Below are 14,387 nucleotides of genomic sequence, written 5' to 3' on the forward strand. Positions count from 1 at the left end.
TCTAAATAAGTGCAATACATGTTAAACAAGGAGGAAAATCATGATTCAGATAAAAGCAAACCAGTTCCCGGAAGGTTTTCTCTGGGGAAGCGCATCTGCCGCGTATCAGGTAGAGGGCGGATACCTGGATGACGGGAAGGGACTGACCAACTGGGATACCTTTGTGCGCATACCGGGAAAAACCTTCAAGGCCACCACCGGGGACGTGGCGGTGGACCATTACCACAGATACAGGGAGGACATTGCCCTCATGGCTGAAATGGGGCTTAAGACGTACCGTTTTTCCGTGGCCTGGGCAAGGATTTACCCGTCTGGAAGCGGTGAGGTCAACGAGAAGGGGCTGGCCTTCTATGAGTCCCTTATCGATGAATGCCTGAAACACCATATCGAACCCATGGTCACCATCTACCACTGGGACCTGCCCCAGGCCCTGGTTGATTCCTACGGCGGCTGGGAAAGCCCGCGGATCATCGACGATTACGTGGCCTATGCCCAAACCTTATTCAGCCGTTTCGGGAATAAGGTTAAGTACTGGATTACATTAAATGAACAGAACATCTTCACCTCCCTTGGATGGCTTACGGCCCAGCATCCCCCGGGGCATTTTGACGACCGGAAGATGTTCTATCAGGTAAACCATCACGCGTTCATGGCCCACGCCAAGGCAGTGCTTAAATACCGGGAAATGGGGGGCAAGGGGCACATCGGCGCCAGCTTTGCCTATACCCCGTCCTACGCCCTGGACTGCCGCCCGGAAAATGCAATGGCAAAATGCAACTACGATGACCTGAAGAATTACTGGTGGATGGACGTGTATGCTTACGGCCGCTACCCTAAGGCAGCCATGGCCTATCTGAAGGAGCAGGGAATAGCGCCCAGGTTGCAGCCGGGGGACGAGTCCGTCCTAAGGCGCGCGGCAGCGGAAATCACCTTCATGGGGGTGAACTATTACCAGAGCTGTGTGTGTGAATACAACCCGCCGGACGGTGTGACGCCGTACGGAACCATGAATACAACCGGGGTAAAAGGCTCCGCCCAGGAAGTGGGCATCCCAGGAATCTACAAAAATCCCGCCAACCCCTATCTGATGACAACTGACTGGGACTGGAGCATTGACCCGGTGGGACTTCAGTTCTGCTGCCGTGAGATTACCAGCCGGTACGGCCTTCCCATTGTAATATCTGAAAACGGGCTGGGGGCATTTGACAAGAAGGAAGAGGACGGGAGCATCCATGATGACTACCGGATTGAGTATCTGAAGGAACATTTAAAGGCCCTGGCCCGGGCCATCCAGGAAGGCTGCGAGGTGCTGGCTTACTGCACATGGTCATTCACGGACCTGCTCAGCTGGCTGAACGGGTACCAGAAGCGGTATGGATTCATCTATGTGGACCGGGAGGAAGAGGAAGGCGCGCCCATGACCCGGTATAAGAAGGACAGCTATGCATGGTATAAAGAAGTGATTGGGTCCAACGGCAGGAGCCTGCTGGAAGGATAAGCCTGATAGGAAATATCCGTGAACCAGGCGCACAGGATTAAATGAAAAGGTCTGCGGCTTCGTGATGGAAGGAGGAAGCCGCAGGCCTTTTTTGCATTCCGATCATCATGAAAAACATCCTGTTCCATGTCACATATGCAAACCCTGTATCCCACACTACTATCAACCCCTTCCCGCCTCTGATATAATAATGTCAATATGAAAGCAGGTGAGGCCATGAAGAAGACAGGAGCCGTGCTGGTGGCGGCGGGACTCTCATCCAGGATGGGGGATTTTAAGCCTATGCTGCCCTTTGGGGATTCTACCATTGCGCTGCATATTGTCATGATGTTAAAGCGCCTGGAGGTATCGCCCCTGGTGGTGGTGACGGGATACCGTGCAGAGGAGCTGGAACGCCATCTTTCCCATGCAGGCGTTCGGTTTGTGAGGAACGAACGGTACAGGGAAACGCAGATGTTTGATTCGGTCAGGCTGGGCTTGAAAGCCATTGCCGGACAATGTGAGCGGATTATGGTGATGCCCATGGATACACCGGCCATCATGCCCCGGACCATCCGCCAGGTGCTGATGATTGACGCCGGGATCGTGCGCACCGTGTGCAAAGGCGAGCCTGGGCATCCAATCATGTTCCAAAATGAGATAGCAGGGCAGCTGTGCGCCTATGAGGGCGGACGGGGACTCAGGGGGGCCATTGAGGAATCCGGCATCAGTGTCACGGACCTGGAAGTGGAGGATGAGGGGATTTACCGCGATGTGGACACAAAGGAGGAGTACCAGGAACTGGTTGAATGGAATTACAGGAGGGGCATGGGGCATCCGATCAGCCCCCTGGTGCAGGTCAGGCTCAGGGCCGGGGATGTGTTCTTCGGGCCGGGTACAGGACAGCTCCTCCATATGATTCGCCAGACCGGCTCCATCCAGGAGGCCTGCCTGCGGATTGGGCTTTCCTACAGCAAGGGGACCAGGATGATAAAGGAAGTGGAGCGCCAGCTGGGAATCCCGGTGGTCAACCGCAGGACCGGGGGCATGGGCGGAGGCGGCTCCAGCCTGACAGAGGAAGGCACAAGGCTTTTAGAAGGCTATGAACAGATGGTTGCAGAGGTTTCACGGAGCACGGAAGTGATTTTCCGGAAATATTTCGGAAAGGGGCTTTACGGCTAAAGGAGGATATATGAGGACGGTATATCTTGTAAGGCATGGCATGGTGGATTTTCCGGGAGGAAAGAGGCGCTGCATCGGCCGCACCGACCTTCCGCTTAATGAGGTGGGCAGGAAACAGGCAGAGGATCTGGGGGAGTATTTCCGCACCAGGCCCGTGGAGGCGGTCTTCTGCAGTCCCCTGGCCCGTTCGGTGGAAACCGCTAAAATCCTTGCGGGAGGCAGGTTCCCTGTGCTGGAGACAGAGGGACTGGCCGAGCTTGATATGGGGGAGTGGGAAAATGTCCCTCTCTGCGACCTTAAGAAGGAACTGGAATCCGAACCTCTTTTGGGGGAGGGCCGGGAGCACGGACTTATGCGGATGGACCACACCATCAAGCATATCCTTTCACATACGCAGGGGGATGTGGTGGCAGTGGCCCATGCAGGGATTAACTGCTGTTATCTGGCCGGGCTAACGGGCCATCCACTTAACACCTCCAGGGCGCTGACCCAGCCCTACGGCGGGATCAGCCGGATCATAGTTGACGACAGGGGAGCTGTCTTTGCCGCTGAGTCTGGCAGGAAACCAAGGATATCCCCCTGTGACAGGGAGTGCAGGGACATATGGGACCACTATGGGACCCCGGAGCGTGTAAGGCTCCACTGTATGGCCGTGGCCCAGCAGGCGGACCGACTGGGGAGTGCGCTTAAGGAGGCCGGATATTATGTCAATATGGAGCTGATACACAGTGCGGCCCTGCTGCACGACGTGGTCAGGGACAGGAAGGACCATGCCGCGGAAGGGGCCAGGGTCCTCACAAGGGAGGGCTATCCCCTGGTGGCTGAGATCATACGCTGCCATCATGACCTGGAGCATGAAATCATCAACGAAACCTCGGTGGTATACCTGGCGGATAAATGGATCCAAGGGGAACAGGAAATGTCCCTGGATGAACGGTTTTCCAGGAGCAGGGCCAGATGCGGGGGAAATCCTGGCGCCCTGGCGGCCCATGAGCGGCGCTACCGCCAGGCCAGGACCATGGAGGAAAAGGTAAGGAACTGCCTGACAGGATTGAAGACAGGATGAGTTCCTGTGTCAGGCTTCCGTATTCTGACAATGAAATTATTGACTGCAAAAGTGTTTACAAAAATCTTGAAAAGTGATATCCTGTAAATGGCGTTATTTTAAAAAATAAATAACGGGTGGAGGTTAAGGAGAAATGAAACTGATTCAGACAGTGGACGCAGAGGGAACCGTGCTGTGTCATGATATTACGCAGATCATCAAGGGGGTTACCAAGGACGCCGTGTTCCGCAAGGGACATGTGGTGACAAAGGAAGACATCCCCGTGCTTTTAAGCGTTGGCAAGGACCAGCTCTATGTATGGGAGAAGGAAGAGGGGATGCTCCATGAGAATGACGCGGCGGAGATACTCTGCGCCATGTGCAGGGGCGCGCATATGGAACGCTCCCAGGCAAAGGAAGGGAAGATTGAACTGACTGCTTCCTGCGACGGCCTTTTAAAGGTGGACAATGACGGGCTTAAGGCGGTCAATGGATTCGGGCAGATGATGATTGCCACCCGCCACGGTAATTTCGCGGTAAAGAAGGGGGACAAGCTGGCGGGCACCAGGATCATCCCTCTGGTGATTGAGGAAGAGAAGATGGCTGCTGCAAAGGAAGCCGCCTCCCAGGCAACGAAGGGAAGGCCGATCCTGGAGCTGAAGCCGTTCGTACATAAAAAAGTGGGTATTGTCACCACTGGCAATGAGGTTTTCCACGGGCGCATCAAGGATACCTTCACGCCTGTCATCGAAGAAAAAATCAGTGAGTTTGACACGGAGGTCATTGACCATGTGACCTGGGATGACAATGATGCCAAGGTGACGGCCAGCATCCTTGACATGATTAAGAAGGGAGCCGACGTGGTAATCTGTACCGGAGGCATGAGCGTTGACCCGGACGACAAGACGCCTCTTGCCATCCGCAACACAGGGGCCAGGGTTGTGTCATACGGGGCGCCGGTGCTTCCGGGGGCCATGTTCCTTCTGGCCTACTATGACGTGACGCAGGGGGATGAAAGGCGCACCGTTGCCATCATGGGGCTTCCGGGCTGTGTGATGTATGCAAAGCGCACCATATTCGACCTGGTGCTTCCAAGGGTCATGGCGGATGATGAGGTGACGGCCCAGGACCTTGCGGCCCTTGGACAGGGCGGCCTGTGCCTGAACTGTCCTGTCTGTACCTTCCCCAACTGCGGATTTGGAAAAGGACTGTAGGAGGGACGGCAATATGGAATTCACACATTTTGATGAACAGGGCAATGCCCTGATGGTGGACGTGGGTGACAAGGCGGACACCAAAAGGGAGGCAGTGGCAAAGGGCAGCATTTTCATGAGCAGCGAATGTCTTAAAAAGGTGGCGGAAGGCACCATGGCCAAGGGCGATGTGCTGGGGGTTGCCAGGGTGGCGGGAATCATGGGGGCAAAACGCACCTCCGACCTGATTCCGCTGTGCCATATCCTGAACCTGACAAAGCTGGCCATTGATTTTACCATCATAGAAGAAAATCATGAGATACAGGCGGCCTGCACGGCCAGGACCACCGGCAGGACCGGGGTGGAGATGGAGGCGCTGACAGGCGTGACGGTTGCCCTCCTGACCATCTATGACATGTGCAAGGCAGTGGACAAGACCATGGAACTTGGCAATATTTATCTGGAGCACAAATCCGGAGGCAAGAGCGGGGAGTTTCATAACCCCAGGAAGTGATGTTGGAGCATTTTACTATGAAAGATTCATTTGGAAGAAATATTGACTATATGAGGATATCCATCACGGACCGGTGCAACCTGCGGTGCAGGTACTGCATGCCAAACGGTGTGGAAAGCCTGGCACGTTCGGAAATCCTGTCCCTGGAGGAGATTGAGGCCATTGCCATCTGCGCCGCTTCCCTTGGCATCAGCCGGATTAAGGTGACGGGCGGGGAACCCCTGGTGCGCAGGGACTGCTGCCAGCTGGTGAAGCTGTTAAAATCCATACCCGGTATTGAGAAGGTGACCATCACCACCAACGGCGTGCTGCTGGACCGGTATCTGGAGCCTCTCATAAAGGCGGGGATTGATGGCATCAACATCAGCCTGGATACCCTGGACCCGTGTATGTATGAGAGGATTACAGGCTTTGACAGGCTGGCCGCCGTGATGAAGACCATAGAGCGGTCCGCGGATCTGCCTGTAAGGATTAAGATTAATGCTGTTTCCATTGATTTTAGTTCCATGGGCGGGGAAGACTGCCATGGCCCGGAGGGAATCTGGTGGAAGGAGCTGGTGGAACTGACCAGCCGTTATCCGGTAGACGTGCGTTTTATTGAAATGATGCCCATCGGATACGGCAGGCAGTTTAAGACCATCAACCACAAGGACCTGCTGGAAGAGATGCACAGGGAATATCCGGGGCTTACAGAGGATGATACGGAGCATGGCTATGGACCTGCCGTGTACTACCGGATACCGGGCGCCCTTGGAAGCGTTGGACTTATCAGCGCCATCCACGGGAAGTTCTGTGATGCGTGCAACCGTGTCCGCCTGACCTCACAGGGCTTTTTAAAGACCTGCCTGTGCTATGAGGACGGTGTGGACCTGCGCGCGGTCCTGCGGGAGGGCTTAAGGACGCCGGAGGGCGACGGCCATTACCATTGGCCATTAAGGGAATGTCCGGGCGATGAAAAGCTTCAGGCCCGTCTTGCGGCCGCCATGGAAAAGGCCATAACAGAAAAGCCTGCGGCCCACTGCTTTGAGCGGCCGGGGATGATAACGGAATCACACAATATGATTGCTATCGGAGGATAATGGAAGGGTTATGGGAGATATGACAGAGAAAAAGGAAAGCCCTCAGCTGGATCAGCCGGGGAAACGTGTGGAAGGAGTGCTTCCTACAGGCGGGGAAGGAGCACTTCCTACAAGCGGGGAAGGCGTGCTGCCCACGGGCGTGGTGAAGGCCATCTGCATCAGCGACATCAGGGGAATTGAAAAAAGGGCCATTGAGGAAGGGCATTTCCTGGTGGATTTCGGAATCGAAGGGGATGCCCATGGCGGCAACTGGCACCGTCAGGTGAGCCTTCTTTCCTATGATAAGGTAAAGGCGTTTAACGAGAGGGGCGCTGACGTGGGCGATGGGGCCTTCGGGGAGAACCTGGTGGTGGAAGGCCTGGACTTCCGTGCCCTGCCGGTGGGCACGAAGCTGTACGCGGGAACCGTGGAGCTTGTGATGACCCAGATCGGCAAGGAATGCCACAGCCACTGCGCCATCTACAAACGCATGGGCGAATGCATCATGCCAAGGGAGGGCGTGTTTGCCAAGGTGCTGAAGGAAGGCGTCATCCGTCCGGGCGATGAGATGCGTATTGAACTGCCAAAGGAAGACAGGCCCTTTACCGCGGCTGTCATTACCCTCAGCGACAAAGGCGCCAGAGGTGAGCGGAAGGATGAGAGCGGCCCCGCTGCCAGGGAAATGCTGGAGCAGGCGGGTTATGAGGTGGTGGAAACCCTTCTCATACCGGATGAACCTGCCTTGTTAAAGACACAGCTCATGCGCCTGGCGGACGGACGCCAGGTGGATCTGATCCTTACCAGCGGCGGGACCGGATTTTCCCTGAGGGACCAGACGCCGGAGGCAACCCTGGCAGTGGCGGACCGGAATGCGCCTGGGATTGCGGAGGCAATCCGCTATAAATCCCTTCAGATCACAGACAGGGCCATGCTCAGCAGGGGCGCGTCCGTAATCCGTAAGAAAACATTGATCGTAAACCTTCCGGGCAGCCCCAAGGCGGTTAAGGAAAGCCTTGGATTCATCATGGATTCCCTGGAACATGGGATTAAGATACTGCGCGGAAGCGCATCCGAGTGCGCCAGACACTGAATGGCGGGATACGGGGCGGACGATTGCCGCGGCAGGCAGCAACCGTTTAATCACAGCATATAACGGATACAACCGGCAGGCCCACCTGTCATGGGTGGGCTTTTGCCTGGACTTCGATATATCCATTCGAGTATAACGGACGGTTCTTGTCCGTTTACAATACATCATATTATAATAAAAAGGAGCAGAAGATTATGAAAAAACACATTACCATGATGATGGCGGCCGTGATGGCAGCAACCGTACTGGCAGGATGCGGGGCATCCAAGGAAGCGGCAACCACAGCAGCACCTTCTGAGACTGCGGCAGAAGCCGGGACCACGGCAGGGACTGAGGCGGGGACAGAAACCGAAGCAGATACCAAGGCGGAGGCAGATACCAAGGCGGAGGCGGCCTCCGGCCAGGAGACCGAAATCCTGGTGGCGGCAGCGGCCAGCCTTAAGAATGCCTATGAGGAAGAACTGATCCCCATGTTCCAGGCCAAGTATCCGGGCGTTACTGTGAAGGGGACCTATGACAGTTCAGGCAAGCTCCAGACACAGATTGAGGAAGGCCTGGAAGCCGATGTATTCATGTCGGCGGCAACCAAGCAGATGACGGCCCTTGACGGGGAAGGGATGATTGCTTCTGACACCATCACCAACCTGCTGGAGAACAAGATCGTGCTGATCGTACCCGCGGGCAGCGGTTCTGGCCTTGCCAGGTTTGAGGACATTGAAAAGGCTGAGAGCATTGCACTGGGAGACCCGGCCAGTGTCCCGGCAGGACAGTATGCGGAAGAAGCATTGACGAGCCTTGGGATTTGGGATAAAATTCAGGATAAGGTAAGCTTTGGCACAAACGTGACAGAGGTGCTTAACCAGGTTGCGGCATCCAGCGCGGACGCAGGCATCGTATATGCAACCGATGCAGCCAGCATGGCAGACCAGGTTCAGGTGGTTGCAGAGGCTCCGGAGGGCAGCCTGGCCAAGAAGGTAATCTATCCGGTTGCCGTTGTGAAGAACACTGCCAATGAAGAGGCTGCTAAGAACTTTGTCGAATTCCTGAAAACTGATGAAGCCATGAAGGTGTTTGAGTCTTACGGATTCACAAAGGGAGAATAATGAAGGTAGAGAGGGGATATACATGGATTGGTCACCCATACTGATTTCGATGAAGACAGCCAGCCTGTCGATTTTGATTACATTTTTCCTTGGGATTTTTGCTGCCTGGGCAGTGGTAAGCCTTAAAAATGAGGTGTGGAGGCTGTTCTGGGACGGGGTGCTGACGCTGCCGCTGGTGCTTCCGCCTACGGTGGCCGGCTTTTTCCTTCTCTATATATTTGGGGTCAAACGCCCGGTAGGGCAGTTTTTTATTGACTATTTCAGCATTAAGATTGCATTTTCCTGGGCGGCCACCGTCATTGCGGCCATCGTCATGTCCTTTCCGCTGATGTACAGGTCGGCCAGAGGCGCATTTGAACAGGTGGACCAGAACCTGGTGGCGGCGGCCAGGACCCTGGGTATGAGCGAGTGGAGTATTTTCTGGAAGGTATTGATTGCCAACGCAGTGCCGGGCGTTGTCAGCGGGGGCGTGCTGGCCTTTGCAAGGGGGCTTGGGGAGTTTGGCGCCACGGCCATGATTGCCGGCAACATCGCGGGCAAGACAAGGACCCTGCCCATGGCGGTCTATTCCGAGGTGGCTGCCGGAAACATGGATAAGGCATACAGCTATGTGGCTATCATTGTGGTGATTGCATTTATTTCGGTTTTTCTTATGAACTGGGCGGCCCTTCGGACCGGAAGCAGGAGGGGTTAGGATATGGTTGTGGATTCAGGACATGATCTCCGTTTGGGAGTGGATATAAAAAAGAAGCTGAAGGAATTCAGCCTGGACATTGGATTTGAGGCCGGAAGGGGATGTCTTGGGATACTGGGACCATCGGGCTGCGGCAAAAGCATGACCCTTAAATCCATTGCAGGCATTGTAAGGCCGGATTCGGGCAGGATAGCAATCCAGTATGCCCAGGGGGAAGCGGCAGGGGGAAGGGTGCTTTACGATTCATCCTTAAAGGTCAATGAAAGGCCCCAGGTGCGCAGGGTAGGCTACCTGTTCCAGAATTACGCCCTGTTTCCCAACATGACGGTGGAACAGAACATATTGACCGGCTTAAACAGCGCGGGCGGAAGGAAGGCCGTGTCCAGGAAGCGCCAGCCCCTGACCCAGAAGGAGAAGGACGGAAAGGTCAGGGAAATGCTTTCAAGGTTCAGGCTGGAAGGCCTGGAACAGCGCTATCCGGCACAGCTTTCCGGGGGGCAGCAGCAGAGGGTGGCCCTGGCCCGCATCCTTGCATATGGGCCGGAGGTGCTATTGTTAGATGAACCATTTTCAGCCATGGATACGTATCTCAGGGAAGGGCTGAGGCTGGAACTGGCCAGCGTCCTGAAGGATTACGACGGGGTCAGCGTCATGGTGACCCATGACAGGGATGAGGCGTACCAGCTTTGTGACAGCCTTCTCCTGCTGGACAGGGGAAGTGTGCTGGCTGGCGGGAAGACCAGGGATATATTCCAGTGTCCCATCACCTGCCAGGCAGCCAGGCTCACGGGATGTAAGAACATATCCAGGATTGGACGTCTGGGTCCGCGGCGCATAAAGGCCCTGGACTGGGGCGGGTTAGAGCTTACAACGGACCGGGATGTGGACGGTTCCATCACAGCGGTGGGTATCAGGGCACATGATTTTGAACCCCTGTCCGATGGGGAGGCAGAGCAATGGAAAGGCAGGGAAAACGGAAACCTGATCCAGGTGGGTTCTCCCAATATTTCCGAGATGCCCTTTGAGTGGTACATTACATTGTCCAACGGCCTGTGGTGGAAAAAGGAAAAGGATATCCACACCCACAATACCGCCGGGCTTGTACCGGGGTGGCTGCGGGTGGAGCCTGCGGCACTGCTGTTACTCACAGGGGAGTTAAATGGATAAAAGGAGAATGTGGATATGAGGACAGGCGCAGTGGTTGTTGCGGCAGGGCACAAAAGTTCCGTAAGCAGTTTTTCACCCATGCTTCCCATAGGGGACAGTACGGTCATCAGAAGGATCATCATCACCCTTAAGCGGTCCGGCATTGACCCGGTGGTGGTAATCACAGGGGAACAGGGGGATGAGGTGGAGAAACACATTGCGGGCCTGCGCGTCATCTGCCTGCGCAATCAGAATTATGGGCATACCCAGATGTATAACAGCATCTGTCTGGGCCTGAACTATATTGAGGATTTATGCGACCGGGTATTCATCCTGCCTGCCAAGTTCCCCATGTTCCTTCCGGAGACCATAAAGCGGATGATGGATACCGATGCCCAGGTGGTCTGCCCTGTATTTGAGGGAAGAAGGGGGCATCCGGTGCTGGTTTCCAGCGCCGTCATCGGTAAACTGCTGAATTACAAGGGGGAACAGGGGCTTCGGGGCGCCCTCAGGCAGGCGGATGTGTACCGGTGCGCGGCCGAGGTTGAGGTGGAGGACCAGGGAATCATCCTGGCCGTGGAAACGGATGAGGACCGCGCCCAGAGTAACCTGGACAATGAACGGCTGGACATTTTCCCCCAGGTCCAGCTGACTCTGGAGCGGGATGACGGGTTTTTCGGTCCCTCCGTGGCCCAGTTCCTGTCCTTGATTGACCATACGGGTTCCATGCAGACAGCCTGCAGACAGATGCACATGTCCTATACCAAGGGCTGGAAGATACTGAAGGCAGCGGAAAAACAGCTTGGATACCCCCTGCTGATTACCCAGTCAGGCGGGGCAGAGGGAGGTTCGTCCCTGCTGACCCCCAAGGCCAGGGATTTCCTGGCCCGTTTCCTCCGGATGGAGAAGGAACTGAGGGAGGATGCGCAGAAGCTATATGAAAAATATTTTTCCATGGAGGATGAGACAGGTCTATGAAAGCATTATTTGAAGAGTTATCCAATGTATTGGCAAAAGGGGAGGAGGCTGTGCTGGTCACGATCATAGCCAGCTCCGGCTCCACGCCCAGGGGCGCCGGTTCGCGCATGCTGGTGAGGCAGGACGGCACCATCAAGGGGACCGTGGGCGGCGGATCAGTGGAATACCAGGCCATACTCACGGCCATGGAAGCCATGAAACATAAATCTTCCTATACAAAGGGATTCACCCTGAACCGGAACCAGGTAGCTGATATCGGCATGGTCTGCGGCGGCAACGTGGTGGTTTACTTTCAGTATATCCGCCCGGATGACAAGGCATTTGCAGAATTCTGCACCAAGGTGCGGGACGCCCTTGGCAGGGATGAGGACAGCTGGCTGCTCCTGGACATAACGGACGAAACCTGCTGGCAGATGGGGCTTTACAGCAAAAGCACAGGCCTTACAGGCATGGACAGGCCGGAGCAGGCAGAGCTGGCGCTTCAGGAACCGCTCTTTACAGGCAGGACCCTTCAGCAGGAAATCGGGGGACGCAGATATTACATCGAACCCTTGGTCCAGGCAGGGACGGTCTATATCTTCGGCGGCGGACATGTGGCCCAGGAGCTGGTGCCTGTCCTGTCCCATGTGGGGTTCCGGTGCGTGGTCATGGACGACCGGGAGGAATTTGCCAACCGTGAAGTATTTCCCCAGGCAGCAGGAACCATTGTCGGGAACCTGGAAGAGATTGGCAGTTACATTGACGTCAGGCCCTGCGACTATGTGTGCGTCATGACCAGGGGCCACCAGTTTGACTACTATGTGCAGCGCCAGGCCCTGTCCATGAAGCCGGGCTACATCGGCATCATGGGAAGCAGGAATAAAATCAGGGTGGTAACGGACAAACTGCTGGCAGACGGCTTTACAAGGGAAGAGATAGAAGCCTGCCACATGCCCATCGGGACGGAAATCCGGGCGGAGACACCGGCAGAGATAGCCATCAGCATTGCAGGCGAGTTAATCTGTGAGCGGGCTGCCAGGATGGGACGCAGGAAGTGAGGATAAGACTTCGTTAAATAAAATACAAAAATTTTTAGGTAACCTAAAATAATTTGTATTAATAAACAAAAACAGAGGATGTACGGTCTGAAAGATCATCTATATTGCGGATTGTGCGCCAGCGGGTTCCGGGCTATAATCAGAGTATCCAAATGATAAGCAGAATACTTTGAAAGAAGGGAACGCAGATGGCAGTAATCGCAATCATACTTGCATACGGCATCCTCAGTGTGGAGCTGTATGGCGTCATCAGGGATAACATCCGTAAATAAAATGGGAAGCAATTGACCAAATGATAGGAAAAACAGTCAGGAACACAGGGCAGGGCCGCTGGTTCCCGGCTGTTTTTGTGCGTTTATGGCTTTCCTTAAATTGTAATTTATGTTAAGATAATCTGTACGGGAAACTGAAGGGTTGGAATGGGAAGGATTGGAATGGCGCACAGGAGGGAGGATGGGCATGGATGCATACTATAAGGACGGAGGCGGATGGAACCGGTCGGACAGGCTTTTTGACGCGCTGGACCTGAAAGGGCGGATGGGACAGAAGGCAAAAAAAGGCAGCGGGCCATATGTGATTTCCTTAACAGGCGGAGGCGGAAAAACCTCCCTGATCCGCCGTCTTGCATGGGAGGGGATGGAACGGGGGCTTAAAGTCCTTGTGACCACCACCACCCACATGGCCGTGCCGCTGCGCCTGGGCGTTTTTTCGTGCAGGGAAGAGGATGTGAAGGCAATGCTTGACCGGGAACACGCCGTGGTGGCCGGGCAGACCAATGGGGAAGGGAAGATTTCCTACATGGGGGACGCGGCCTATCACAGGTTGTGCGCCCTGGCCGACCTGGTGCTGGTGGAGGCGGACGGGGCCAAACGGCTGCCTCTCAAGGTGCCGCGGGGCAATGAGCCGGTCATACCGGACAATACGGATTTAATCCTCTGTGTCAGCGGACTTACGGCCGCAGGCAGCCTGGCCGCTGAAAGGTGCTTCCGCCTGGAGACGGCGCAGCGTGTCATGGAGATCCATGGGCGCAGGGATTATGATGGTGGGGAAGACGGACAGTGGCGGATAACCCTGGAGGACATGGGCTGCCTGATGCGGTATGGGTATCTGGAACCGCTCCGGGCGCAGTATCCGCAGGCAGAGACCATACCTGTATTGAACCAGGCCGACACGGTGGAACTTGCACGGGCTGCGTCCGGGCTTTTGGATGAAATGAAGGAGGAGGGCGGGATTGCAGCAGGCAGGCTGCTGGAGGAAACGTCCGCAGGATTATTTTAACATGAATATATCATTTATCTATATGGCGTCCGGATATGGCAGCAGGTTCGGTTCCAACAAACTGTGCGCCATGCTGGACGGCAGGCCGCTGTACCGCCATGGGCTGGAATGCCTGCTGGCGGCGGCCGGGGAACTGAGGGAAAAGGATGGATTTGACGTGCGCCTGATACTGGTCAGCCAGTACCGGGACATATTGGAGGATGGGAACGGCCTGGGACTGGAAACCGTGTATAACGGTTCCAGCAGCCAGGGGATTACGGCTTCCCTGCGCCTGGGCACTGAAGCCGCGGGGGAGGATGCGGACATCCTTCTGTTTTTTGTGGCGGACCAGCCCTATATGAGGGGGTCCACCGTGGCCTCCTTTGTCCGCGGGTTTGCAGGATGCGGATCCGGGATCGGCTGTGTGGAAAGCGGGGGCCGGAGAGGGAATCCGGCGGCATTTTCCCGCAGATACAAAAAGGAGCTGCTGGCGCTTATGGGGGACCGGGGCGGCAGCGTGATCATGAAGGCGCACCCGGAGGATGTATGGACCATGGAGGTCCCGGAAGGGGAATTAAAGGACATCGATGTGCAGGAAGACCTGGAACGGTAAC

General features: G+C 55.6%; 14 protein-coding genes. All 14 read left to right on the forward strand.

What is annotated here, in order from left to right:
* Window positions 1-40: 40 nt before the first annotated feature.
* Complete coding sequence (locus MCJ35_RS03980) at window positions 41-1,498, forward strand: glycoside hydrolase family 1 protein (RefSeq protein WP_240299365.1); 1,458 nt, start codon at window positions 41-43, stop codon at window positions 1,496-1,498.
* A gap of 216 nt (window positions 1,499-1,714) precedes the next feature.
* Complete coding sequence (locus tag MCJ35_RS03985; protein WP_008722259.1) at window positions 1,715-2,659, forward strand: NTP transferase domain-containing protein; 945 nt, start codon at window positions 1,715-1,717, stop codon at window positions 2,657-2,659.
* A gap of 10 nt (window positions 2,660-2,669) precedes the next feature.
* Window positions 2,670-3,725 carry a histidine phosphatase family protein gene (locus tag MCJ35_RS03990; RefSeq protein WP_025482858.1) on the forward strand — a complete coding sequence of 352 codons (1,056 nt, stop codon included), beginning with the start codon at window positions 2,670-2,672 and terminating at the stop codon, window positions 3,723-3,725.
* A gap of 133 nt (window positions 3,726-3,858) precedes the next feature.
* Window positions 3,859-4,917, forward strand: coding sequence for a molybdopterin-binding protein (locus MCJ35_RS03995; protein ID WP_008722263.1), 1,059 nt, complete (start codon window positions 3,859-3,861; stop codon window positions 4,915-4,917).
* Between the two features lie 13 nt (window positions 4,918-4,930).
* Window positions 4,931-5,410: a cyclic pyranopterin monophosphate synthase MoaC gene (moaC, locus tag MCJ35_RS04000; RefSeq protein WP_008722265.1), complete on the forward strand. Its 480-nt coding sequence runs from the start codon at window positions 4,931-4,933 to the stop codon at window positions 5,408-5,410.
* Window positions 5,411-5,427: 17 nt separating this feature from the next.
* The gene (gene moaA, locus MCJ35_RS04005; protein ID WP_025482857.1) at window positions 5,428-6,489 is read left to right on the forward strand and encodes a GTP 3',8-cyclase MoaA; all 1,062 of its coding nucleotides are present in this window, start codon (window positions 5,428-5,430) and stop codon (window positions 6,487-6,489) included.
* 10 nt (window positions 6,490-6,499) lie between these two features.
* Window positions 6,500-7,558, forward strand: coding sequence for a molybdopterin-binding protein (locus tag MCJ35_RS04010; RefSeq protein WP_025482856.1), 1,059 nt, complete (start codon window positions 6,500-6,502; stop codon window positions 7,556-7,558).
* Between the two features lie 194 nt (window positions 7,559-7,752).
* Entirely contained in the window at window positions 7,753-8,661 is a 909-nt protein-coding gene (gene modA, locus MCJ35_RS04015; protein WP_240299366.1) for a molybdate ABC transporter substrate-binding protein, read from the forward strand.
* 22 nt (window positions 8,662-8,683) lie between these two features.
* Window positions 8,684-9,355: a molybdate ABC transporter permease subunit gene (gene modB, locus MCJ35_RS04020; protein WP_025482854.1), complete on the forward strand. Its 672-nt coding sequence runs from the start codon at window positions 8,684-8,686 to the stop codon at window positions 9,353-9,355.
* A 3-nt stretch (window positions 9,356-9,358) separates the two neighbouring features.
* Complete coding sequence (locus MCJ35_RS04025; protein WP_275891625.1) at window positions 9,359-10,522, forward strand: ATP-binding cassette domain-containing protein; 1,164 nt, start codon at window positions 9,359-9,361, stop codon at window positions 10,520-10,522.
* A gap of 15 nt (window positions 10,523-10,537) precedes the next feature.
* Entirely contained in the window at window positions 10,538-11,479 is a 942-nt protein-coding gene (locus MCJ35_RS04030) for an NTP transferase domain-containing protein (protein WP_025482852.1), read from the forward strand.
* Window positions 11,476-12,516 carry an XdhC family protein gene (locus tag MCJ35_RS04035; protein ID WP_227809773.1) on the forward strand — a complete coding sequence of 347 codons (1,041 nt, stop codon included), beginning with the start codon at window positions 11,476-11,478 and terminating at the stop codon, window positions 12,514-12,516. Before MCJ35_RS04030 ends, MCJ35_RS04035 begins: the two co-directional genes overlap by 4 nt.
* Before the next feature lie 459 nt (window positions 12,517-12,975).
* Complete coding sequence (yqeC, locus tag MCJ35_RS04040) at window positions 12,976-13,794, forward strand: selenium cofactor biosynthesis protein YqeC (RefSeq protein WP_025482851.1); 819 nt, start codon at window positions 12,976-12,978, stop codon at window positions 13,792-13,794.
* A gap of 1 nt (window position 13,795) precedes the next feature.
* Window positions 13,796-14,386, forward strand: coding sequence for a nucleotidyltransferase family protein (locus tag MCJ35_RS04045; protein ID WP_240299367.1), 591 nt, complete (start codon window positions 13,796-13,798; stop codon window positions 14,384-14,386).
* The last annotated feature ends 1 nt before the right edge of the window (window position 14,387 follow it).

Source organism: Enterocloster sp. OA13 (assembly GCF_022440595.1).
In the GTDB taxonomy this organism is placed as follows: Bacteria; Bacillota; Clostridia; order Lachnospirales; family Lachnospiraceae; genus Enterocloster; species Enterocloster hominis.

Excerpts from the sequence above, each read along its gene's own strand:
- moaA (WP_025482857.1), top strand. The coding sequence starts at position 5,428 with ATGAAAGATTCATTTGGAAGAAATATTGACTATATGAGGATATCCATC.
- modB (WP_025482854.1), top strand. The coding sequence starts at position 8,684 with ATGGATTGGTCACCCATACTGATTTCGATGAAGACAGCCAGCCTGTCG.
- MCJ35_RS04010 (WP_025482856.1), top strand. The coding sequence starts at position 6,500 with ATGGGAGATATGACAGAGAAAAAGGAAAGCCCTCAGCTGGATCAGCCG.
- MCJ35_RS03990 (WP_025482858.1), top strand. The coding sequence starts at position 2,670 with ATGAGGACGGTATATCTTGTAAGGCATGGCATGGTGGATTTTCCGGGA.
- modA (WP_240299366.1), top strand. The coding sequence starts at position 7,753 with ATGAAAAAACACATTACCATGATGATGGCGGCCGTGATGGCAGCAACC.
- MCJ35_RS03980 (WP_240299365.1), top strand. The coding sequence starts at position 41 with ATGATTCAGATAAAAGCAAACCAGTTCCCGGAAGGTTTTCTCTGGGGA.
- moaC (WP_008722265.1), top strand. The coding sequence starts at position 4,931 with ATGGAATTCACACATTTTGATGAACAGGGCAATGCCCTGATGGTGGAC.
- yqeC (WP_025482851.1), top strand. The coding sequence starts at position 12,976 with ATGGATGCATACTATAAGGACGGAGGCGGATGGAACCGGTCGGACAGG.
- MCJ35_RS04030 (WP_025482852.1), top strand. The coding sequence starts at position 10,538 with ATGAGGACAGGCGCAGTGGTTGTTGCGGCAGGGCACAAAAGTTCCGTA.
- MCJ35_RS03995 (WP_008722263.1), top strand. The coding sequence starts at position 3,859 with ATGAAACTGATTCAGACAGTGGACGCAGAGGGAACCGTGCTGTGTCAT.
- MCJ35_RS04035 (WP_227809773.1), top strand. The coding sequence starts at position 11,476 with ATGAAAGCATTATTTGAAGAGTTATCCAATGTATTGGCAAAAGGGGAG.
- MCJ35_RS04025 (WP_275891625.1), top strand. The coding sequence starts at position 9,359 with ATGGTTGTGGATTCAGGACATGATCTCCGTTTGGGAGTGGATATAAAA.
- MCJ35_RS03985 (WP_008722259.1), top strand. The coding sequence starts at position 1,715 with ATGAAGAAGACAGGAGCCGTGCTGGTGGCGGCGGGACTCTCATCCAGG.
- MCJ35_RS04045 (WP_240299367.1), top strand. The coding sequence starts at position 13,796 with ATGAATATATCATTTATCTATATGGCGTCCGGATATGGCAGCAGGTTC.